General features: G+C 59.9%; 16 protein-coding genes and 1 pseudogene. 12 read left to right on the top strand and 5 right to left on the bottom strand.

Going from position 1 to position 23,141, the window contains the following annotated elements; genetic code table 11:
* Positions 1-862 precede the first annotated feature (862 nt).
* From JO015_17510 to JO015_17490, 5 genes are all read left to right on the top strand, one after another.
* Positions 863-4,297, top strand: coding sequence for a DUF5107 domain-containing protein (locus JO015_17510; protein ID MBW0000896.1), 3,435 nt, complete (start codon positions 863-865; stop codon positions 4,295-4,297).
* A gap of 70 nt (positions 4,298-4,367) precedes the next feature.
* The gene (locus tag JO015_17505; protein ID MBW0000895.1) at positions 4,368-5,366 is read left to right on the top strand and encodes an arabinose ABC transporter substrate-binding protein; all 999 of its coding nucleotides are present in this window, start codon (positions 4,368-4,370) and stop codon (positions 5,364-5,366) included.
* A gap of 126 nt (positions 5,367-5,492) precedes the next feature.
* On the top strand, positions 5,493-6,998 hold the full coding sequence (gene araG, locus JO015_17500) for an L-arabinose ABC transporter ATP-binding protein AraG (GenBank protein ID MBW0000894.1): 1,506 nt from the start codon (positions 5,493-5,495) through the stop codon (positions 6,996-6,998).
* The gene (gene araH, locus JO015_17495) at positions 6,995-8,005 is read left to right on the top strand and encodes an L-arabinose ABC transporter permease AraH (protein MBW0000893.1); all 1,011 of its coding nucleotides are present in this window, start codon (positions 6,995-6,997) and stop codon (positions 8,003-8,005) included. The genes araG and araH overlap by 4 nt, the downstream gene beginning before the upstream one ends.
* Positions 8,006-8,067: 62 nt before the next feature.
* The gene (locus tag JO015_17490; GenBank protein ID MBW0000892.1) at positions 8,068-9,126 is read left to right on the top strand and encodes a galactose mutarotase; all 1,059 of its coding nucleotides are present in this window, start codon (positions 8,068-8,070) and stop codon (positions 9,124-9,126) included.
* Between the two features lie 1,005 nt (positions 9,127-10,131).
* Here the strand turns inward: JO015_17490 and JO015_17485 are convergent.
* Genes JO015_17485 through JO015_17475 form a run of 3 tightly spaced genes read right to left on the bottom strand, consistent with a single transcriptional unit; the run spans position 10,132 to position 14,965 of the window.
* Positions 10,132-12,834: a CHAT domain-containing protein gene (locus JO015_17485; protein ID MBW0000891.1), complete on the bottom strand. Its 2,703-nt coding sequence runs from the start codon at positions 12,832-12,834 to the stop codon at positions 10,132-10,134.
* A gap of 8 nt (positions 12,835-12,842) precedes the next feature.
* The gene (locus JO015_17480) at positions 12,843-14,042 is read right to left on the bottom strand and encodes a CHASE2 domain-containing protein (GenBank protein MBW0000890.1); all 1,200 of its coding nucleotides are present in this window, start codon (positions 14,040-14,042) and stop codon (positions 12,843-12,845) included.
* Positions 14,039-14,965: a hypothetical protein gene (locus tag JO015_17475; protein MBW0000889.1), complete on the bottom strand. Its 927-nt coding sequence runs from the start codon at positions 14,963-14,965 to the stop codon at positions 14,039-14,041. The genes JO015_17480 and JO015_17475 overlap by 4 nt, the downstream gene beginning before the upstream one ends.
* A gap of 184 nt (positions 14,966-15,149) precedes the next feature.
* Here JO015_17475 and JO015_17470 point away from each other — a divergent pair, with 184 nt between their 5' ends.
* Genes JO015_17470 through JO015_17450 form a run of 5 tightly spaced genes read left to right on the top strand, consistent with a single transcriptional unit; the run spans position 15,150 to position 19,874 of the window.
* Positions 15,150-16,379, top strand: coding sequence for an ABC transporter substrate-binding protein (locus JO015_17470; GenBank protein MBW0000888.1), 1,230 nt, complete (start codon positions 15,150-15,152; stop codon positions 16,377-16,379).
* 44 nt (positions 16,380-16,423) lie between these two features.
* Complete coding sequence (locus tag JO015_17465) at positions 16,424-17,293, top strand: branched-chain amino acid ABC transporter permease (protein MBW0000887.1); 870 nt, start codon at positions 16,424-16,426, stop codon at positions 17,291-17,293.
* 31 nt (positions 17,294-17,324) lie between these two features.
* Positions 17,325-18,386 carry a branched-chain amino acid ABC transporter permease gene (locus tag JO015_17460; protein MBW0000886.1) on the top strand — a complete coding sequence of 354 codons (1,062 nt, stop codon included), beginning with the start codon at positions 17,325-17,327 and terminating at the stop codon, positions 18,384-18,386.
* Positions 18,387-18,399: 13 nt separating this feature from the next.
* Complete coding sequence (locus tag JO015_17455) at positions 18,400-19,128, top strand: ABC transporter ATP-binding protein (GenBank protein MBW0000885.1); 729 nt, start codon at positions 18,400-18,402, stop codon at positions 19,126-19,128.
* Positions 19,125-19,874, top strand: coding sequence for an ABC transporter ATP-binding protein (locus JO015_17450; GenBank protein MBW0000884.1), 750 nt, complete (start codon positions 19,125-19,127; stop codon positions 19,872-19,874). Before JO015_17455 ends, JO015_17450 begins: the two co-directional genes overlap by 4 nt.
* Before the next feature lie 72 nt (positions 19,875-19,946).
* Here JO015_17450 and JO015_17445 read toward each other — a convergent pair whose 3' ends face one another.
* On the bottom strand, positions 19,947-20,591 hold the full coding sequence (locus tag JO015_17445) for a DUF1573 domain-containing protein (GenBank protein ID MBW0000883.1): 645 nt from the start codon (positions 20,589-20,591) through the stop codon (positions 19,947-19,949).
* Between the two features lie 151 nt (positions 20,592-20,742).
* Here JO015_17445 and JO015_17440 point away from each other — a divergent pair, with 151 nt between their 5' ends.
* Both JO015_17440 and JO015_17435 read left to right on the top strand, forming a co-directional pair.
* Positions 20,743-21,771: a pentapeptide repeat-containing protein gene (locus tag JO015_17440; GenBank protein ID MBW0000882.1), complete on the top strand. Its 1,029-nt coding sequence runs from the start codon at positions 20,743-20,745 to the stop codon at positions 21,769-21,771.
* A gap of 397 nt (positions 21,772-22,168) precedes the next feature.
* The gene (locus JO015_17435) at positions 22,169-22,861 is read left to right on the top strand and encodes a type 1 glutamine amidotransferase (GenBank protein MBW0000881.1); all 693 of its coding nucleotides are present in this window, start codon (positions 22,169-22,171) and stop codon (positions 22,859-22,861) included.
* 57 nt (positions 22,862-22,918) lie between these two features.
* Here the strand turns inward: JO015_17435 and JO015_17430 are convergent.
* Positions 22,919-23,029 (bottom strand): annotated as a pseudogene (locus JO015_17430) (JAB domain-containing protein).
* Positions 23,030-23,141 lie beyond the last annotated feature (112 nt).

The raw sequence follows: 23,141 nt of genomic DNA, 5'->3' as shown, positions 1-23,141 counted from the left end.
TTCGGGACGAAAGCGCCCCCATCCAGCGGCCCTTAACTAAATGGCCGTGGGGTTTACCCTGGGAACGCACCCCTCCCCACGATCGAGCCCTCCTAAGGCGTCACGCCTGTACGCCCTCCCTAACAAACGCCCGCCCGCCGGGTTGGATTTGCTGAAGGGGCGGCAGAACCCGCGAGCGACGCCTTCTGCCGCCCCTTCAGGGCTCGATCGTGATTTTACGGTTACCCAGGGTAAACCCTGGGCTAAGTTCTCTTGGCCCTTCGGGCCGTAAGACGGTCACGGCTGTCCCCGCGCTGCCCTCAAAAAATGTGGGTAAAGCTCAGGGATTCACCCTGGGCTATGTTCCTTTGGCCTTTCAGGCCATCAAGCCGTCTGCCGGGCCCGTTGGGCCTAAGACCGATTCAACCAGCTACGGAGCATCCTCCGGCGCTGGCGCTCCCTGGGCCGGCATTTTACCGAAATAACGGTCTGAATGGTAGCAGAGATAGCGCGCCTCGTTCGAGCACCGCCAGGTCCGGTGCCTCCGCGGCATCGGACGCCGATGAGGTTTATGACGGGGTCACGCTGCCGCGGATGCGCCTGAGTCACCTCACGACCGGCAAATCCCCGAGCGGCAGTACAAACGGTGATGCGCGGCTTTTTCGAAGCGACGCGGACCTGTCCCTGTCAGGAAAATCTCATCCAGGTCACTTTTTTGGGCCGGCTGTCCATGGACGAAAAGGCTGAGCCGACCCATCATAAGGATCAATGAATGCCCCCCATCGGATCCGCATAAGGACCGCATGCGTCGCAGGCGTCAAGGCGATCGGCTGGTCCGGTTGTGGAGGCCAAGCTTTCAAATAAACTCACCACCGTCGTACGGATGCAAAACCCCTCAGGACCACACGGTGCAGCGACGCCAGTAACCGCGACGCTCTCGACCGTTACCATTCCGACCTACGCCGCCGGCCGGCCTGAGATCCACCCGCTGTTTTTTGAAAAAAGGGTTTACCAAGGGTCAAGCGGCAAGGTTTATCCCATCCCTTTCATTGACAAGGTTCAGGACCGCCCGCAGCCGGTCACCTATCGCGCCGCCTTCCTGGAAAACGATTACCTTCGGTTGATGATGCTTCCTGAGATCGGGGGACGCATCCACGTCGCGCAAGATAAAACGAATCACGACTACGACTTCTTTTACCGGCAAGACGTTATCAAGCCCGCCCTGGTGGGCCTTGCCGGTCCCTGGATTTCCGGGGGCGTCGAGTTCAATTGGCCCCAACACCACCGCCCCGGCACGTTCATGCCTGCCGACGTTGAGCTCGAACGCGAAGCGGACGGCGCTTGTACGGTGTGGATGTCGGAGCACGACCCCATGACGCGGTTAAAAGGGATGCACGGCGTTCGCATCCGGCCGGGCTCTGCGCTGATCGAATTGCGGGTGCGCCTATTTAACCGCACCGCCGTCACCCGGACCTTTTTGTGGTGGGCCAACGTTGCCGCCCGGGTTCACGATCAATACCAAAGCTTCTTCCCGCCCGACGTGCGCTACGTCGCAGATCACGCCAAGCGTTCGATGAGTTCGTTCCCGGTCGCTGAAAACGCCTACTACGGGGTACGATACGCTGAGCGTCCGGGAGCCAATGATTTAACCTGGTACAAAAACATACCGGTGCCCACGAGCTACATGGTCGTCCACACCCGCTACGGCTTTTTCGGCGGGTACGATTACCGGGCCGAGGGCGGCTTTGTGCATGTGGCTAATCGTCACGTTTCGCCCGGCAAGAAACAGTGGACCTGGGGCAACCACGCGTTTGGTTGGGCTTGGGATCGGGAACTCTCGGATGATGCCGGTCCCTATGTGGAATTGATGGCCGGCGTCTACACCGAAAACCAACCGGATTTTACGTACTTGTACCCGTACGAAACAAAAACCTTCTCGCAGTACTGGTGGCCGATCCAGCAGACCGGACCGGTGCAGTGCGCGAACGCGTGTGCAGCGATTCGTCTTCAGGTTTTATCCGGCCGCCGCATCCAGGCGGCGGTGGCCGTCTCAGCACCGCTCCGAAACGCCCGGCTTAGGCTCCTTGAAAATGACCGGCCCTTGCTTGATCTCACGGCGGACATTGAACCGGGAAAGCCGTGGCAGAACGCCGAATGGCGCCTTCGCGGCGAGGACCCGGCCGCGCTTTGCCTTACGATCGAGGATCACCAGGGCAAGGCTGTTCTGACCTACCGTCCGGAGCCGAACCGTTCGAACGTCCAAATTCCCTCCCCCGCAACGGCCCCGCCTCTTCCTGCCGAGGTGGCAACCAATGAAGGGCTGTTCCTGATCGGCGAACACCTGGAGCAATACCGGCACCCGACCCGTGACCCGGAGGCTTATTGGACCGAGGCGCTAAAGCGGGATGCCTGCGACGCCCGCAGCCGGATCGCCCTCGGACGGCGCTGCCTGCAAAGGGCCCAGTTCGCCGAGGCCAGCGAGCATTTTGACCGCGCAAACGCCCGTCTGACCGAGCGGCATCCCAACCCGATCACCGGAGAGGCATTCTACTACTCCGGCCTGGCCCGGCAGTTCCTGGGCGACGACGAGAAAGCGTACGAAGCCTTTTATAAAGCCACTTGGGATTACGCGTGGCGCTCGCCGGCATACTACCGGCTGGCCCTTTTGGATTGTCGCGCCGGAAAGTTTGAGGAGGCCCTGCATCACCTGGATCTGACCTTGATCACCAACCGGGACCACAACCACGCCGTCATCCTGTGCGCCTTGGTGCACCGGCAAAAAGGAGAACCCGGCCTGGCGCAACGGGAACTTTCCGAATTACTCGCGCGTGATCCCCTCGACCAGTGGGCCCGGTATGAGATGGCGCGGTGGTCGGGTGGCTTTGACGATTTTATTGGGGGCTGCCGCAACGACGCGCAGATCTTTCTGGACCTGGCCTTTGACTATGCGGACGGGGGATTCTACCGGGAGGCGCTGGACCTCCTGGCGCTTCATGACAAAACGCCCGCGGCGCCAACGGCGACGCCAAACCCTCTGGCGAAGGTACCCGCGCTCACCCAATTCGTGGCAGCCTGGCTTTGGGAGCGTCTGGGCCAGGAACAACCGTCTCGAAAGGCACTGGCGGAGGCTCAGCAGAGCTCGCCCGAATACCTCTTCCCCTCGCGCCTTCAGGAGGCGGTCGTCCTGGAATGGGCCTTGAAACAGAACGGGTCTGCACGCAACGCCGGCTTTGCTCTCGGCAATTTCCTCTTTGACGCCAGACGACACGAGGACGCCATCGCCGCCTGGGAAAGAGCCCGGAACGCTGACCCTGCCTGCCCGACGGTGCTTCGCAACCTCGGGATCGCCTACTGGAACGTGCGCAGGGACGGTCAGGCGGCGCGCGAGATGTACGCAAAGGCGTTTGCGTGCGATCCGGCCGATGCACGGGTCTTGTTCGAGTACGATCAACTTCGAAAGAAGCTGAACGACCCGCCGGACGAGCGGTTGGAGTTCCTCTTGGCGCGTATGGACCTGGTCACCCGGCGGGACGATTTAAGTACCGAAGTCGCTGCGCTGCTTAACCTGCTTGACCGGCCGGAGCAGGCCCTTCAATTGATCGAGGGGCGCCGTTTTCACCCGTGGGAAGGCGGTGAAGGCCAGGTGCTCCGGCAGTACACCGCGAGCCGGATCAAACTTGGGCGCAAAGCCCTCCACCACGGCCTGGCCCATCAGGCGCTCACGCATTTCGAAAGTGCGTACGACCCGCCGCCGGCGCTTGGCGAGGCGTACCATTATTTGCAGGCGAAAGCCGACGTGAATTACTGGAAAGGCCGCGCCTGCCGAGCGCTGCACGAACCCGAAAAGGCCCGGGCGCACTTCGAGATGAGCGCGACTGAGACGGGTGACTTTCTGGAGATGAGCGTCACCGAACATTCGCCGCTTACCTTTTACCGCGGCCGTTCACTGGCCGAGCTTGGGCGTCCGGAACAAGCCAAGGCCCTCTTCGAGAGCCTCGCAACTCACGCCCGAAACATGCAGGCGGAACCGGCAGCGATCGATTATTTTACAACTTCGTTGCCGCTGATGTTGGTGTTTGATGAAGACCTGCAAGCGAGAAAGCAGACTGAGGCCGTTTTCCTCCTTGGTTTGGCCCAACGCGGGTTAGGAGACCTTGATTCGGCAATCGCCTCTTTCAAACAGGTTCTCCAACGGGACCGCTCGCATCTCGGCGCCGGCGAACAACTGCAAGAACTCCGCGAAGCGTCCGAACGCACCCCGGAGCAGCATGCATCGGACGACGGGTTCTTATCGACCGGACGCCACGATGCCGTGTAATCTACCCTGCCAACCATCCCTCTCTACCGTCCCCCCTGAACGATCAGGAATCTTTAAGCTAACACTCGTCATGAAAGCAGAGAATAATAGAACGCGTTTTATCAATGCAGTCGTCACCGGGGCACTTACCCTGCTGTTGGTCAGCCCGCTGAAGGCTGAAGACGTCAAGATCGGATTTGTCGTGAAACAGCCGGAGGAACCGTGGTTCCAGGATGAATGGCGCTGGGCGGATACGGCCGCCAAGGAAAAGGGGTTCACCGTGGTCAAGATCGGTGCCGTTGATGGGGAGAAGGTCATGACCGCCATCGACAGCCTCGCGTCCCAAAAAGCGCAGGGATTCGTCATCTGTCCGCCCGACGTGAAGCTGGGCCCCGGCATCGTGGCCAAATCAAAAGTTGACCACCTTAAATTAATGACGGTCGACGACCGGCTGGTGGACGGCAAGGGTAACCCGATCGAGAGCGTTCCGCACATGGGAATCTCGGCGTACAACATCGGTAAGCAGGTCGGCCGGGCGATTGCCGACGAGATGAAAAAGCGGGGCTGGAACATGGACGAGGTCGGCGCGATTCGCGTCACTTACGAGCAGCTCCCAACGGCGCATGACCGCACCTCCGGCGCCACCGAAACCCTTCTGGCGGCGGGTTTTCCCCAGGCAAACATCATCGACGCCCCCCAGGCAAGGACTGATACCGAGAACGCCTTCAATGCAGCGAATATTGCGATCGTCAAAAATCCAAAGTTTAAAAAATGGGTGGCCTTCGGCCTCAATGATGAGGCGGTGCTGGGGGCAGTGCGCGCCGCTGAGGGCCGCGGTTTTAAAGCCGACAGCATGATCGGCGTGGGGATTGGGGGCGCGGCCTCAGCCATCAATGAATTCAACAAACCCGAGATGACCGGCTTTTTTGGCACGGTACTGATCAGTCCCAAGCGTCACGGCTACGAAACGGCGCTTGAGATGTACAACTGGATCACCAACAACCAAGAACCCCCGAAGCTCACCTTGACGGAAGGCAAGCTTATGACCCGCGAAAATCAGAAAGCCGTTCGCGCCGAATTCGGGGTTTGAGTCACCGCAGGCAGATAGAGGCGTACCGGGACGGGGACGAGGCGGCGCTCGGCTTTTCCTTAGCCGGCACGCCCGTCCGAGGCAACCATCCGCCCGCCTCAGGCCAGTCATTCACCGATCCAGACGATGCCTGCCTACCTTCAGTTCAAGGATATCACCAAGCTGTTTCCGGGAGTGAAAGCCCTTAACCGGGTTAGCTTTGCCGCCGATGCCGGCTCAGTGCACGGGCTGCTGGGAGAAAACGGCGCCGGCAAGTCAACGCTCCTCAAAATCCTGGGGGGCGAATACCAGCCGAACGAGGGAGAGTTGCGCATCGGCGATCAGCCCCGGCATTTTACCAGGGCGGCCGATTCCATTGCGGCGGGCATCGCGATCATTCATCAGGAATTGCAGTACGTTCCGCACCTGAGCGTGGCGGAAAACCTGCTCCTTGGCCATTTACCCAACCGTTTGGGTTTTGTCCGTGCGCGCGCCGCGATGGAGTTCGTGCGCACCCGGCTCCGAGCGATGGGGGTGACGTTAAACCCGAGCGTTAAATTGGCGCGCCTGTCGGTCGCCCAGCGGCAGATGGTGGAGATCTGCAAGGCGTTGCTGAGAGACGCCAAGGTCATCGCGCTTGATGAACCGACCAGCAGCCTTTCCCATCGTGAAACCAGGATTTTGTTCCGGCTGGTAAAGGACTTGCAAGCCCAAGGAAAGGTCCTCATCTATGTTTCGCACCGGCTGGACGAGATTTTTGAGCTGTGCGACGCCTGCACCATCCTCCGCGACGGCCAGACGGTGGTTTCGCATCGCAGCATGTCCGGGCTGACGCGCGAACTGCTCGTCAGCCAGATGGTCGGTCGCGAAATCAAGGATATTTACGATTACCGGCCCCGGCCTTTGGGAGAGCCGCGGCTGCAGGTGCAGGCGCTCATGGGACCGAAGCTGAAGCAACCGGCCAGCTTTACGGTTCGTCGCGGCGAAATTCTGGGCTTTTTTGGCCTGGTCGGGGCCGGCCGCAGTGAGCTGATGCGGTTGATTTACGGGGCGGACAAGGCGCAGGGGGGACAACTCAGATTGGATGGCAAACCATTGCGAATCCGGCGGCCGTCCGACGCCATTCGTAACGGCATCGTGCTTTGTCCGGAAGATCGCAAGGAGGAAGGCGTCATCCCCATCCGGTCGGTGTCCGAAAACATCAACATCAGCTGCCGCCGCGGCTACCTGCGGTGGGGCATTTTCGTAAACGACAAACGTGAGGCTCAGACCGCCGACGCATTCATTAAAAGGCTTCGGATCAGGACGCCCGGCCGTCGCCAGTTGATACGTTATTTATCGGGCGGCAACCAGCAAAAGGCGATCCTGGGCCGCTGGCTGGCGGAATCCGCGGTGAAGGTAGTGATCATGGATGAACCAACCCGCGGGATCGACGTGGGGGCAAAGAACGAAATCTACCAAATCCTGTACCAACTTGCTGACCATGGCTGCTCGGTCATCGTGGTTTCCAGCGAGTTGCCGGAGGTTCTCGGGATCGCCGACCGAATCATGGTGATGCGCGAGGGGCGCGTGTCGGGCGAGTTGTCCCGGCCGGAGGCCAATGAAGAGCGCGTTTTGGCCTTAGCCCTTCCCCAAGAGGAGAAAATAAAATGAAGGTGACCACGGACGAAAAAACCAGCGCACCCTACCCCGCGGAACCGGCGGCACAAAGCCCTCGATACCGCCAATTTCTCCAGTTGATGGATGAGTTCAGCCTGGTGCTCATCTTCGCGCTGCTCTTTTTCGTGCTTTCAATCGCGGTGCCCCACTTTCTCTCGATTGAAAACCTGCTAGGCCTGGCGCTATCCGTCTCACAAATCGGGATGGTGGCCTGCACGATGATGTTCTGTCTCGCGTCACGCGATTTCGACCTCTCGGTTGGCTCGACGGTTGCGTTCGCCGGCGTCCTCTGCGCGATGATACTCAACGCGACGGATAACGTGGTGATCAGCGTCGCCGCGTCCATCCTGGCAGGCGCATTGATCGGGTTCATCAACGGGTCGATCATCGCCTACCTCCGGATCAATGCGCTTATAACGACCCTGGCCACGATGGAGATCGTGCGCGGGCTGGCGTTTATTTCGTCCGGGGGCCAGGCCGTGGGGGTCAGCAACGAGGCGTTTATCTACCTGGCGGGAACTACCTTCCTCGGGATCTCGATGCCTATCTGGACGACCCTGATTTGCTTCATCGTGTTCGGCATCCTGCTGAATAAGACGGTGTACGGCCGTAACACCCTGGCCATTGGGGGAAACCCGGAAGCTTCCCGCCTTGCCGGGATTAACGTCGAACGCACTCGGGTCCTGATTTTTGCCATCCAGGGTGCCGTGGCCGCCCTGGCCGGCGTCATCCTGGCTTCCCGGATTACCAGCGGCCAGCCGAATGCCGCGCAAGGGTTCGAGCTTAATGTGATCTCAGCGTGCGTCCTGGGTGGCGTTTCGCTGATGGGTGGCCGTGCCACGATTTCGGGCGTGGCCATCGGGGTGCTCATCATGGGGACTGCGGAAAATGTGATGAATCTTTTGAACGTTTCTGCGTTTTACCAGTACCTGGTTCGCGGCGCCATCTTGCTGATTGCAGTCCTCGTTGACCAACTGCGTAACCGCGCGGCCCGGGATTGATGGCGCCGGTGTACGCCGGGACGGCCGTGGCGCTTGCGCGGCTTGCCCATTATCTTTGCTAGATGCCTGGGATCACCATTCAGCCCTTCGGGCAAACCCTCGCGGGCGAACAGACGCAACTGTTTACGTTGCGGAACAGCGCCGGCATTACCCTGAGCGTAACCGACTACGGGGCCAGGATTGTCAGCCTGCGAGTGCCGAACCGAAACGGGGACCAGGTCGACGTCGTCCTTGGCTTCGACCAAGTATCGGATTACCTGACCGACGGGCACTACCTGGGGGCGACCATCGGCCGATTCGCAAACCGAATTGCCCAAGGACGTTTCGTTCTGGACGGCCGGTCGTACTGCCTTTCAATCAACGATGGCCCCCATTCGCTCCATGGCGGCAGCAGCGGATTCGACAAGCGGCTTTGGCGGGTAGGAACGTCTGAGCCTGGTAGACCGGAGATAAGCTTCGAGCTCCACAGCCGGGATGGTGATCAAGGCTATCCCGGTTCGCTCGATGTAACGGCTGCTTTTTCGCTCGGGACCGGGGTGGAATTCGAGATTTCGTACGAGGCAGTTACGGACCGCCCTACCATCGTGAACCTGACGAACCATTCGTACTTCAACCTCGCAGGAAGCGACAGCGGCACAATCCTCGACCACGTGCTCCAGGTACACGCCAGCTCCTACACGCCACTGGACTTTCTGCAGGTTCCGACCGGAGAAGTTCGCCCGGTGGCGGCCACGGTGGTGGATTTCCGCTGTCCGGTGGCGATCGGCTCGCGGATGGGGATCAAAGAACCGAACGCAAACTTTGTTCGGTACAACGAGAATTACGTCCTGGATGGTGAGCGGACTGGAGACAGGCGAGTTGCTGCGACATTACTGGATCCCAAAAGCGGGCGAACGATGACCGTGCTGACCGATCAACCGGGGCTTCAGCTCTACACCGGAAACTACCTGAACCTCAGACGAGGCAAGCAGGGCCAGTCGTACCCCGCGTTTTCCGGGATCTGCTTGGAACCTCAGCATTTTCCCGATTCTCCGAATCACCCGAATTTCCCTTCCACGACCCTCCGCCCTGAAGAGAAATTTCACGCCGCCACGGTCTACCGGTTCAGCAGCGATGATTAGCCCTGGAACCCGGCGCGGCTCAAGCGTTGTTCCGCGCCGGAGCCAGCGGCTGAACCGGATTCCGTCCGCAGCGTGAAATCGAATCGATGGGTGTTGTTATACCATTTCGAGAGCCATGGAGATTAAAAAAAAATTTGTCTTCCTTACAGGCGCCCTGCCGGCTTTACACCTATTAGACCGTATAAACGGTTTAGGCCCAACGGGCCGGTAGAACATAGCCCAGGGCTTTACCCCCTGGGTAACCGTCAATTCACGATCGCGCCCTGAAGGGGCGGCAGGCCGGGCGTGGTCTTCGTCCCGGAGGGACGGCTGATGTTAGGCAGGGACTTCAGTCCCTGAAAGGGGCATTTATTGAGCTTTAACAAATGTAATCATCGAACAATCCAGGGAAAATGATTCTGATCGTGTCGATCAAGTCTCAATCATACCCTTTCGATGACCATCGAGCGAAAATGTTGTCTTAGGCCCAACGGGCCGGGAGAACATAGCCCAGGGTTCCACCCTGGGAACGCACCCCTCCCCCCGATCGAGCCCTGAAGGGGCGGCAGAAGGCGTTGCTTACGAGTTCTGCCGCCCCTTCAGCAAATCCAACCCGGCGGGGCGGGCGTTTGTCAGGATGGGCGTACGGCCGTGACGCCTTAGGAGGGCTCGATCGAGATTTGACGGTTACCCAGGGGGTAAAGCCCTGGGCTATGTTCTCCCGGCCCGTTGGGCCTAAGACCAATTCAACCAAAGTACGGAGCATCCTCCCGCGCCGGCACCCCCTGAGCCGACATTCCCCTGGGCTAAGTCTCCCGGCCCGTTGGGCCTAAACTGTTTATACGGTTTGATAGGTGTAAAGCCGGCAGGGCACCTGGGCAGGAAGACAAAAACTTTTATCTCCATGGCCCTCGAAACGGTGTGAAACAACCCTTCGTACAGCCGATGCGCGTCCCGCCGTTCGTCATTAGGTGATTGGTTGTTTCTGGTCGATGCAGGCTTGCCGGGTACTGGGCTCAGCCGGCGCTACGGGGCACCAGTCAGGGTAAACGCCGCCCAGAAATAAGGATGCGCCGCTCCTTTCCGGGCCGCGCGGCGGGTCTTGATGAGGTCGCGTTGCGCATCGGCGAGGGCGTCAGCTTTCGCATCTCCTGCCGCGAGATTCTTGAAAAAGCCCTTCATAAGGGCAGCGGTCTCTACGTCGGGGACAGACCAAAGCGAGGCCACCACCGTCTGCGCGCCTGCGAGTTGGAACGCTTGCCGCAATCCGGCCGCGCTCATGCCGGCATAAACATCGCCGAGTGCCGTTTGGCATGCGCTCAACACGACGAGATCGGTGCCGCGCAAGTCGCAGCCGACGATCTTCATACCCGTCAGGATGCCGTCATCGGCATCATCGCTCCCGGCAGTTCGTTGATTGCATCCGGCAAGCAGCAGGCGGCAGCGTAGAAGAGGGTTCTCCAGGAGGAACCCGGTTCCAGGTTTGAGGTGAGAATCATCAAAGCCCAGCTCCTTTGTGGTGATGAACTGGCCGTGAGTGCTGAAGACCACGTCCCGCGGACGGCGGATGCTCTTGAAAACGCCTTCCAGCGCGTCGTCGCCCATGAACAGGCGCGGTTTCGCCTTGGCGTAAGCCTCCAGAAACGGAAGAATTGCCATCGCCTCCTCACGCGTGTGCGGAAGAGGCCTTGCGGCTTGACTGGGAATAAGCCGTCTTACTCTGGTGCGCGCGTCCGCGACTTCGGGAGGAGATAGATCCGCCAGTCCCGTGTCCGTCTTTAACTCACCGATCAGCTTGCGGGTTTTGCTCGCCGCTTCATCCGGGGGCAGGTTGTAATTGGGATCTGCCATAATCACCGGAGGCGTCGTATCCTGAACCGGACGACCGTGAACGAGCAAGTCACGGCCGCTGATGACGTAACTCACCGTGTGGCTTTCCACCAGGCTCCGCCCATCGGTTGTACAGAGGGCTGCCCAGGGAACCAGCCAGAGTTGACCATCGGGGCTTAGAATCCACCGTTTAACATCGCCAACCCGATCCTCCAGCGGTTTAAGGATGAGGTTGGTGAGGGGCGCCGCGGCGTCTTTGAATTCCTGCTCGAGGTCGCGTTCCTCGTCTTGATCAATGGAAAGGTCGAAGCTATTGAAGATCCTGCGCACCTTCTCGATCTCGGCATCGATGGTGTTCGCGTCGCCGAGATCCACCAGTTGAATGGCTGTCTGATCGCCGGGCGGAATGATCCAGACGCCGTAACGGCTTATGCCCTTCGCTCCGTTCGGGCCGCCATGATCACTCAGGTCTTCCGCATTGATCCTGGCAAATTCCAGCAGGATCCCGCCCGCCGGAATGCCGGCGCGCACGTCCGCGAGTTCAACACCGCGTCCCGCGGAGGGCGGACGATGCTCGGCCTGCCCGAGTTGGCGTGAAAGCTCAGCCTCTCGCTGGAGGAGTTGTTCAAGCTGGTCCTTGGATGCAGGGGCATCCGGCGCGGTCACCACGGTGTTTGCCAACAAAGCAAGGCGCGTTCGGACGCTCTGCAACTCGCCGGCAATCTGTACAACCTGTGGATCCGCGCTGTCGCGTGCGAGCAAGGTTCGTTCCGCGAGGGCTTCGTGAGCTAACCCCTTACTCGCGAGCAGCCACTGCGCAGAGGCCGTTACGATCTTAGGGTCATTCGGCTGCGCCAAACCGAACGAGAGCGCGGTCTGGACCTCGATCATGTAATCCTGAAGGTATGAGAGTTGTTCAGACTCGGACAGGCAACTAAGGCCGGCGCGGAGCGCCGGGTAACGAACGCGACCGTCTATCAGCCGGGTTGCTTCCTCCCAGCGGCCGGTATGCGCGTATAGCATCGAAAGGTAGAACGCCTCGTGTGAGGGGCTGCCGACCCTTCGGACGTCGCGGTCCATCGCGCGACGAAGCAGCACCTCGGCCTCGCTGAACTTGCCCTCTTCGACCAATACGTAGCCGAGCGTACGCAGTACCAGCGGATTCGACTCGCGGTGTCCGCTGCGTTTATCTTCCGCCGCAAGCACTTCACGGAGAAGCGATTCAGCTTTCGGCATGTCTTTTAACGTCAGGTAATCGACGCCGAGCTCATAAAGAATCGTTAAAACACCAGGGTCATCGCGCCGGTATTTTTCACGCCGCGCGGCAAGCTCCTGCCGGTTCAGGGAGATCGCATCCTCGATTTTACCTTGACGAGCGAACAGTCGTGCGAGGTTGGCCCGGACGGTTGAGGCTTCGTCGACGTGACCGGTCCGGTTGAAGTAGTTTAACGCCTCGAGGTCGAGGCGTTCCGCTTCAGCGAGTTGCCCGATCATTGCGTTGCATACGCCCAGGTCCACCTTTGTTCGTGCCGCCTGAAACTGCCCAGGCGCGGCATACGAATCAAAAATCCGTAGCGCCTCTTGCAGGAGCGTCACCGGATGACCGAAATCCGAATGTAACATGTAGGCTTCAGCGAATTCGCGCTTGGCAACGGCGGTGAGGGGCGATGCACCGCCGTACAACTGCTCGACGGCAGCCTCGAAACGCGCGCTTGTAAGCAGGGCTTCATCCAGCTTTCGCCGATCCTCAAGTTTATGAATGCCGGATAGGGCTGCTTCGAAACCTGACGGGGTTCTCAGGTCAACCTCAGGCTGCTGAGCTTGGAGGCATCTCAGGTCCAAAAGGCACAACGCAAGTAAGGTGACGAGGGCCTTCGAACTCGGCCGGATGGAGGACACGTTTTTGGCTATTCCTTTGTTATGGCCGGACCGGCGATCACCTTATCGTCCGGCTTGTGTTTGTGCCGATTTTCATAAACCTCATGGATGACCACGCCGGCAAGGACAGGAACGAAGTTGATCCAGTGAGCATGGGAGAAAAAAACCAGGTAGCTCGCCAGCACCGCCAATACCGGGACTGCAAGCATTCGAAGCGCAAAATGGAGCCGGTGCGGCCGATAAAACTGCCAGATAACCAGAAGAAACCCGCAAACGACGTCGACTGCGAGCATGAATGTCTCAGCCGCAGGCTTGATCGTTCTTTCCTGCAGTTCGGCCTCAACCGCCTGGGCAATCAACTCGGCGCCCGGCAATGGGCCGAACGGCGTAGTATACCAATCCGCCGACTTGCTGAAAACGCCGCCGACGATGACGATCTGCCCCTTGATTGGGGAATTCTCCTTCCAGCCGTCACTATTCTCCTGAGCCAGTAATTCGGTCGCTTCGATCCGGCGCGTGTTAGGATGGTGACCCGCCGAGAAGGTGAGGATCAGCGGTGATTCCTGGTGTTCGCTGTCTGGATCGTCGATGCGGCGGCAGACGGCGGGATGGCCAGTTCCGGAAGGGACGGTGCAAAACGTTTTAACCAACGCCCACGGCATCGATCTTTCCTCGCCATCGACCGTCGGAAGCATGCGCCGGTAACGTCTGACTACCCGGTCGTTCTCATCAATGGGAAAGAAGGCAAGTGCCGCAGGCGGTTGAGGCTGCGCGCCGCCAAGGACCGGTTGCGGCTCCAGCACACCGTCTCTCTGAACCGCATTCTGCGCCCAGATGATCGGCGGCCAGTGTGCAGACGACGCCATCACCTTACGATCAAACACGATCGTCGATTTAGTTGTGTCAATGTCTACGCCGATCACAGCAGGTTGTCCTTCCGCAGCGATCTGGATGATTTTGGCGAGGGTATCGGCGTCGAGCGGACTCTTTTCGTGAAAAAGATGGTCGTAATCGTCATCGGTGATGGCGATCAGCCAGACGTACTTTGACGGCACCGGCTCACCGGTTTTAAGGAAAAAATCGAGCGACGAGCTCTCGAGGCCGCTGAACCATCCGAGTTGGGTAAAAACGAAGGTCACAGCCGTACAGAACCCGATCACAAGGACTGCCGATTTCAGGTGGCTCCGAAGTTCTGCCGGTTTAAGACGCTCCCAGAGTTCTGACCTCATCTAGTCCAGTCCCTCCGCGGTTCGTTTGCGAGATGCTCCAGGTATGCGCGAAGCACCGCGTGCTTCTCCTCTGCAGAAGCGCTCGGTCCCCACTGTCGCGTAAGCTCAAGAGCGCTTTTGAAGGCGTTATCCGCGGCCTGAAAGCTTTCCGGCTTGCAAACCAAAAGCCAGGTCTCGCCGACCGGCCCCTCGTCAGGGTGGATGATACTCACGCGGTACAGGCCGGGGCCGGCGACAGGAACCAAGGCTGCTGACCTCGCGCCCGGATTCCAATCGATCGTGGTTTTACTTGCACTCGGCGATGGGGAGGTCGCGCTCGCCGACAGCGGTCGAAGCCGAACAACGTATCTTGCCCCTGGGATAGACTCGAACAACGGGGTCAGTTCGACGGCGCCATTCTGCAGCGCGACCACCGTTTCCTGCAGAGGCTGGCTGCGCTGGCCTCGGGTCATGGTAGGGATGTAGCGCTCAGGTTGCTTAACAAAGAGTGATTGCACCGCCTTGATCACCCTGTCGAAAGGTGGCTCTCTCGTTCCGAGAGGCTCGAGCTGAATCGGCACGCTTAAAGATCCCGGGTTTTTTGCCGACCGCTCCTCGTGCCGTCCATTCGCCAGATGGATGATGATTTCAGCGTCGTTTGGGTGTTGGGCCAGGGAGTCTGGTGAGATGGCGATCTTCGCTCCTGCAAAGACCCCCTCTCCCTGCTTCAGTGGTGATCCATTTTGCAGCCAGTCGCCGGTCATCTCGTACACGTAACCCACCACTTCGGCGTCAGAGCGGCCGGTGATTTCTTGCGGATCTAACGCCAGAACAATGGGAATCCAAACGAGCCAAACAAACGACCCGGCACTGTGCAAAACCAGCTTGCAGAAGCTTTTACCGTTGGATAGACGCACACCCTGCGAGCCTTTCCGGGATGACATTCTGCCATCATTTGGTGCAAAATGGCAAGGCGGAGCCTAAAGAGTTGTTGATCGACGAAGGTGCGACTGGTTGCGCCGGGGGCGCCGGCCACATGCCGGATTGACACGTCAGCGGCGCGATCATACCGTTGGAACCTTAGCCATTTCCCCCCCAAAAACATCTGAAGGAATGCCCATGAAAATGCTGAAGCTGGGCGTCGCCCTTGCGGTTGGCGCGTCTATTGCGCTGGCGGCCCAAGCCGTCTTCGCGCAGGATCGGGAACTGAAGATCGGCGTCGTCGCGGCCGAATCCGGATCGTTCGTCTCTGCCGGAAACACGATCGTCGCCGCGGCCAAGCTCGCGGCGAAGCAAATTAATGACGCCGGCGGCGTCAAAATCGGAGGAGCAACCTACAAAATCAATCTCTACATTCGTGACAATCGCACTGACGTAAATGTGACGATCGCGGCCGCCCGGGAACTGGTTGACGACGTCGGGGTCAAAGCGATCTGGGGCACCGAAACGCATGATTTTTCGATCTCTATGGCAAAGATCACGGGGGCGTCGAAAGTTCTCCAGTTTTCCGGTAATAGTTCCCTGGGGGCCGTGCTGGACGACAAGGCGGTGGCGCCGGGAGGCTGGCTCCACTACACTTTCCAGACGGAGCCTCAGGAATGGCAGCGCAGCGGCAGCACCGCCAAAGGCGTTCTGGCGCTTTTGACCCCACTGCTGCCTCAGGCGCCGAAGCATTCGGTCGTGTTCGTCGGGAACGATGCTACCGGCCAATACCTGTCCTCGCACTACGTGAAGGCGTTGGAGGCAAACGGACAACAAGTGGACCTGGTGAAGTATCCGCCCGATACCACCGATTTTTCCCCGTTGCTCACCCGGATCAAAGGGCTAAAGCCGGACATCGTCCATTTCTGGTACAACGGGGACTCCACGTTGACCGCCTTTCCCCAAGCGCTGAAGTTGGATGTGGCGCCCGCTTATTTCCTGTTCGGAGTCGACCCAGGCATCTATGCGGAGCGCCGGTTGAAATCGGATAAACCGGTGACCCTGAGCTGCGTTCCGGTTTGCTGGGGCGCGTCGCCCTATCCCGCGGTGCAGGACTATTTCAAACAGTATTTTGACCTGGGCGCCGCCAAAGGACCGCAGTCATCGGTCTCACTGCTCTACTACGATTACTTTTTCATGTACGCCAAGGCGCTGGAACAGGTCGGATCGCTCGATAACCCGGACGCGGTTGTGGATGCCATCCTCAAGATGAAATACCAGGGTGTGGTATCACCGGTTCCCCTGAGTTTCAACGACCACCACCAGGTAACGTTCGCCACCGAGGTCTGCCTGGTCCAGCCGGATACCTCGGATCAATTCAAGACGGCGGTGCAACAGCCCCCGCCCGCACCGCCGCCGGGCGATCCGGGCGGTTAACCTCAAAAGCCCCGCCGTCGCCCGAGTTTCTCTGAGCCTGCGGAATGCAGATCTTCATCCAGCAATTGGTTAACAGTCTTTCGGTGGCCAGCGTCACCATCTTGATCGGGATTGGGATTACGTTGATCTTTGGCCTGGCCGGGATCGTCAATTTTGCGCACGGCGAATTCCTGATGGTCGGCGGGATGGTTACCTGGTTTCTGGTCGTTTCGGGCTTAAACTTTTTTGTGGCGCTGGTGGGAGCGATGATTCTGGTCGGCGCGCTCGGGTTTGCGGCCGAACGGGGCTTGTTCCGGTTTACTTTGGACCGGCCGATGAACGGATTCATCATGTCGATCGGCTTAAGTGTGATTCTTCAGCACGTTGTCATTCGTCTGTTCAACGAAGTCCAGAAAACCATTCCCGACCCGATCAGCGGCGTCTGGATGGTAGGAGGGGTTGACATCATCGCCATGCGCGCTGTGGTTGTAGGAATAACCGTCATCGTGGTCGCCATTACCTACCTCGCCATATCGCGCAGCCGTTACGGGATGGCCTTGAAGGCGAGTATTGCTGACCCGGATACGGCTGCGCTGATGGGCATCCCGGTCAGGCGTTATGTGACCGGCGTCTTCGTCTACGGCAGTGTCCTGGCGGGCTTAGGGGGCGCACTCATGATTGCGTTGTTTCCGATCACGCCGTTTACGGGAAGCGTTGTCATCATCCGCGGATTCGCGGTTTCTCTCATCGGCGGGCTCGGAAACGTCGGCGGTGCGGTCCTGGGCGGTCTGATTTTGGGCTTGGTCGATGGTCTAAGCGCGCAGTACGGTTACCCGGAGTGGACCGACGCCTACTCGCTGGTTGTGATGATCGTGATTCTCATCGTGCGTCCCCAGGGGCTTCTTGGCGGGACACTGGGCCCCCGAGCAACTTGATCGATTCCGCGAGCCCAAGGAGAGATGGGTGATGAAGGATAGCCCGTCGAAGCCGAACGCACCGATCGGTCCGGCCCAGGACGCCGCGCCGGACCGGCCGGAAGTGGTGCGTCGCGCCGGCAAAACGCACCATGGCGGGCGGTCCACTCTGGCAGAGATAGTCACCGCAGTCGTGGTCGCCGGATTTCTGGTCGGTTTCCCGTCGATGAACCCGGGTTACCGGTTTTTGTCACTGGCCATCACCACCGGATTCACGGCCGTCGCGTTGTACGGTTTAGGCTTCCAGTTCGGCCAGGCCGGCATCATGTCCGTCGGACACGCCGCGTTGATGGGGATTGGGGCGTACACCGCTGGAATCCTGGCGGGAAAGCTCGGAATTGGTTTCTGGGTGGCGCTGCCTTGTTCTGCCTTGGTCTCGGCGGTTGTTGCCGGCCTGGTCGGGTTACCCTCCCTACGGGTAAGCGGGCAACATTACATCATCATTACGTTCTGCTTCTGCGCCTTACTGAACATCGCGCTCACGAATGGAGGCCAGTTCACCGGCGGCGCGACCGGTCTTGATGTAGGATCCATCGGTTCAGCCTTTGGCCTTAACTTCAATAAACTGCTGAACACCTATTACCTCGTTGTCGTGGTGCTGATCATCTGTCTTCTGGCCACCCATTTACTGGTGAACTCCTCGTACGGCCGGACGCTCCGGGCGCTCCGGGAGAATGAAACGCTCGCGCGCGCCGTGGGCATCAACACAAACCTGCACAAGATCGGCGCGCTGATGGTCAGCGGCGCTTTTGCGGGGGTGGCCGGCATCCTCCAGGCCTACTACCTCCGCCATATCTCACCGAGCCTTTACGGCCCGTTTCCGAGCCTTTACCTTGCGTTGATGGTCATGCTGGGGGGATCCCGGCTGCTCTATGGGCCGTTGGCCGGGGCCGTCATCGTGAGTTTTCTTCCCGAAATCCTGAATCTGAACCCGATTGATTCCAGAATCGCTTACGGCGTGGCTCTCCTCGCCGTTATCCTGCTGCTCCCCGGGGGAGTGAGTGCCGGATGCCTAAACATCTATCGCTGGCTCACGTCGAAACGACGGCCTTAAAGGAACGGCAAACATTATGCCAGCGCTTGAAATTTCCGGATTGCGCAAAACCTTCGGTGGCGTGATCGCCTTAGCCGGGATAGACCTCTCGATCGAGGCAGACAAAATCGTCGGCATCATCGGGCCGAACGGATCCGGCAAGACGACGCTGTTCAACGTTATTACCGGCGTGCATAAGCCGACGTCCGGCCGCGTGATGTGGCAGGGCAAAGACATTACCGGCCGGCCCGCCTACCAAATAGCGCGATGGGGACTGGTGCGAACGTTTCAACAGGCGATGTCATTCCCAGGATTGTCCGTTCGCGAGAACGTGCGAATCGCGTGCGAGCGCGCGCGCGGTGACCATGAAACAACGAGGGCAGAATGGGGTTCTCCGGACAAACTTCTTCATTTCGTGGGTCTCGCCGACCGCGGCGACGAAATTGCGGGAGCCATGCCCTTTGGGAACCTTCGCCGCCTCGGAGTGGCGCTGGCTTTAGGGGTGAATCCGTCCCTGCTGCTGCTCGACGAGCCGGCAGCCGGTTTGAGCCACAGCGAGGCGGACGACTTGATGGAATTGGTGTTTCGGTTGCCGAAGTTAGGGATCGGCGTGTGCCTGATCGATCACGACATGTTTTTAATGAGCGCCTTATGCGAGCGCCTCGTCGTACTGAATTTCGGCACCAAAATCGCTGAAGGCCCACCGAAACTGGTCCTGAACGATCCCAAAGTCAGGGAGGTTTACCTCGGAAGCGACCTATGATGCCGCTGGAAGTCGAGCGTCTGCGAACGGCTTACGGTCCTGTCGTGGTGAGCAGCGACGTATCGCTGAACGTCGGCCGGCAGGAGATCGTTACCATTCTCGGTCCTAACGGGGCGGGCAAATCGACGCTGCTGCGGGCCATTGCCGGATTGCTGAGGCCGAGGAAAGGGACCGTTCGCTGGAATGGTCGCGATGTCACCGGCGTGCCGGCTGACCGGATGGCCAGCATGGGCGTGGTGATGGTCCCTGAAGGACGGCGAATTTTTGCCGATCTGACGGTGCAAGAAAATTTGCGCCTTGGCGCTTATATCCGCAAAGACCGGGACGCGATCGAAGCCGACATCCGGCTCATGGAAACTTACTTTCAAGTCCTCGCCACCAAGCGCCACGCCCGGGGCGGGGAGCTCAGCGGGGGGCAGCAACAGATGTTGGCGATTGCGCGCGGACTTATGGCGCGTCCCCAGGTTCTGTTGCTCGACGAACCTTCGCTTGGCCTGTCCCCGTTACTGGTCAGAGAAGTGCGTTCCGTGATCATGGATGTCCGTGAGAAATTTTCCGCCGCGGTTCTGCTGGTTGAGCAAAACGCCGGGCTTGCGCTTGCGGTTGCTGAACGCGGCTACCTGTTGCAGCACGGCGAGATTGTCGCCTCCGGTCCGATCGCGGCACTGAAGGACGATCGCCTGATACATGAGCTCTACTTAGGGCAGGCTCGCGGGACGAGAATGACCGGCCGCGGCGATCCGTGAGGGGCGCAACGTCACTCGGATCTGTTGCGGAAAATCACGTCCCGAGCCGGCGGGGTGTACATGCCATTGCGATTATTCCACCCGCACGAAGGCGTAATGAACGTCCGGATTTTCCGGCGGATAATCCGTCCGAATAACAAGGGTGGCGCTCTCCGGCCTGGTGGTCGGGGGCGGCGTGACTTTCACTTCGAGCGCTTTGCCTGGACGGGTCTCGCGAACCTCCAGTTTCACCGCCGGGTCATCCGATTGCACCGAAACGATTGCAACCGGGAATTCGTCCGCAACCGCAATCCGAAACACCTTGGGCTCGGGTGGGTCGCCGACCCGCCACATCAGGAATTCCGGGTCAATCGTGATCGCCGGGGGGATGTCCACCGCCAGCCGCAACAGCGTCAGGTCATCAGATTTTACGTCCGTGGTGATGTAGATCCACTTTTCCTGGTGTCCAATGCGTCCCGCGAACTGGAATCTCGCCTCGATCTCTCCCGATTCCCCAGGCGAGTATTGCCTTTTTCCCAAAGCCGCGGTGGTGCAACCGCAGGAAGTCCGGACCTCACGAATCGTGACCACCGAGTTTCCGGCGTTCGTGAAGCGGTAATGAGCGATCACCTGCCTGTCCAGCGGTTTCGCCGCAAAGGTTTGGATGGTTTGATCCCACTTCAACTGGCCCAACGCAGGCGTGACAAATGCCAGGACAAGAAGTGAAAAGGGCTTCATGACGCGCCTCGCAGGTCCAACTTCCAGACCTTAGACCAGGTGGTGCACCCATTGCCAAGTGAATCAATCACCCAGTAAAAGCATTGCGGTATGCTCGATGTCGGGGGCGGGAAGTGTTATGACCGCCTCGGCAGACCCTTCGGTTTGCGCTATGGTCAACGAAGAACAGCTTAGGATCCTCCGGCAGGGCGTAGCCGCCTGGAACCGGTGGCGAGGGAAACAGCCCGCAATCCATCCGGACCTGTGCGGGGCAAACCTCCGCTTTGCGGACCTCCGCGAGGCAGACCTTAGCAGGGCGGGCCTTCGTGGGGCAAACCTCAGCGACGCGGACCTCCGCGGGGCAAACCTCAGCGGCGCAACCCTCCGCGGGACGGACCTCTTCAGGGCGGATCTTTTCAGGGCAAACCTCAGCGACGCGGACCTCCACGGGGCAAACCTCCGCCAGGCAGACCTCACTGAGACGAACCTCCGCGGGGCAAACCTTAGCCACGCGGACCTCGTCCGGGCTCAATTAATCAGCACCGACCTTGCCGGTGCGATGCTCACCGGAAGTTCCGTCTACGGTGTCTCGGTGTGGGGCATAAAGGTGAATGAGCTTACAAAGCAGCAGAACTTCATCATAACGGACCACGACGAACCGGTCATCACCGTCGACAACATCAAGGTCGCCCAATTTATTCATCTGCTGCTAAACAACCAAGAGATCCGTGAGGTGATCGACACGATCACCTCCAAAGCGGTGTTAATCCTGGGCCGCTTTTCTGAGGAACGGAAACCGGTCCTCGACACCCTTCGGGAGGCGCTTCGCAAGCACGATTACCTTCCGATCCTGTTCGACTTTCCGCCTTTACCCAATCAGGCGACCCTCGGGACGATCAAGACCTTGGCAAGCATGGCCCGGTTTGTGATCGCAGACCTAACCGACGCCCGGAGCGTGCTTCAGGAGCTTCAGGCCGTTGTCCCGGCCTTTCCCGCAGTCGCCGTGCGTTTGATGATCAGGAAGTCTGAGCACGAATACGGCATGCTGGACGAGATCCGGCTGCACCGGTCCGTGGTCGAAGACACGTACGAGTATGAGGATACGGATAAAGTGATTGCTTCGATCCGAGAAAACATTATTGCCCCGGCGGAAGCCAAAGTGGAAGAACTGCGGCGACTCATTAGGCCGGTTGCTCGGTAAGCGCTTGGCAAACCGGCACGTCCGCGGGATCACGGAGTATCCCTTGTGCTCGCCGGTTTTGCTCTTCTTGCGCCGTCCCACGCAGATGACCTCAATTGCTTGCACGTCTTTACGCCTGCCGGCGAGCGCTATGAAACGGCGATCGTCAGGGAAGGCAAGGCGTCGCCGCGGGCTGCCGCGGCAGGATAGTCCGTGCCGGCCTAAGCCGTCGGGGGCCGCCGGCCACCGCCGGCGCGCAAGCTTTTGACCTCGATGCCGATCCGGCCGGGCATTGAGGCAATCTTGCTCTTGCGCCAAGCCGGCCGCAACGTTTACCCCTCTTGAGTAATGGCGCGGGAGGCCCGGCCGTTAAAAAGTAAGATCGGCTTATCCACCGTCACGAGCAGCAATCACCCCCATGCGCATTCACTACCTGCAGCACGTAAGCTTCGAAGGGCCCGCGGCCATTGAAGATTGGGCGAGGGAAACCGGGCATACCATCATCGGCTCACACCTTTACCGGGGCGACGCGTTGCCCGACCCGGCAGCATTTGACCTGCTCGTGCTGATGGGCGGTCCCATGAGCGTCAATGACGAAGGCGAGTACCCCTGGTTAAGGGAGGAGAAGCGATTGGTCCGAAGGGCGATGGAGCTGGGGCGGGCCGTCCTCGGCGTCTGCCTGGGCGCGCAGCTGATCGCGAGCGCGACGGGCGCACGAGTCTATAGGGCGTTGCACAAAGAAATCGGCTGGTTCCCCGTACGTCGCGTCACCACCGAGGGCGTAGGGGCGCGGTTGCCCGAGACATTCACGCCGCTTCACTGGCATGGAGAAACGTTCGACCTGCCCAAGGACGCGACGCGACTGGCCGAGACGGACCTCACCCCCAATCAGGCCTTCCAGCTCGGACCGGCCGTCGGGTTGCAGTTCCATCTGGAAGCTACGCCCCGGAGCGTACAAGCACTGGTCGAGAACGCCGCCCATGAGATCGAGGCGGGCAAACCGTTTCAACAAAAGCCACCGGCGATCGTGACGCAAACGCCGGAGGCTGCCAAGACCGTGTGGCCCGTGTTGTGGAGATTGCTGGGGCATTTGACCGGCGAGCAAGCCTGATCGCCCGTTTCTTGCCGGTTGTCCGCCCGGCCCATAGCAGCCCCGCCCCCTTGAAGCTGAAAAACGCGGGCGCCCGCAGGTGACGTGATCCGAGAAGTGGATCTGCGACAGGCGCGCGGCCTGGGCCAGCGGGCGGGTGAGCTGCCGGTCGGCCTCGCTAGGAGACGCGGGGCGCCCGAGGGGTGATTGCGGCTAACACCCCTTCTCAGGATGGTTGAGCCGGTTTTAGCCCCGAAGGGGCGGCCGAAAATGCGAGCGACACCTTCTGCCGGCCCTTCAG

This window comes from Verrucomicrobiota bacterium, from assembly GCA_019247695.1.
Taxonomy (GTDB): Bacteria; Verrucomicrobiota; Verrucomicrobiia; order Chthoniobacterales; family JAFAMB01; genus JAFBAP01.
Note: the sequence above shows the minus strand (reverse complement) of the source record. Positions and strands in the feature narration are given on the sequence as shown.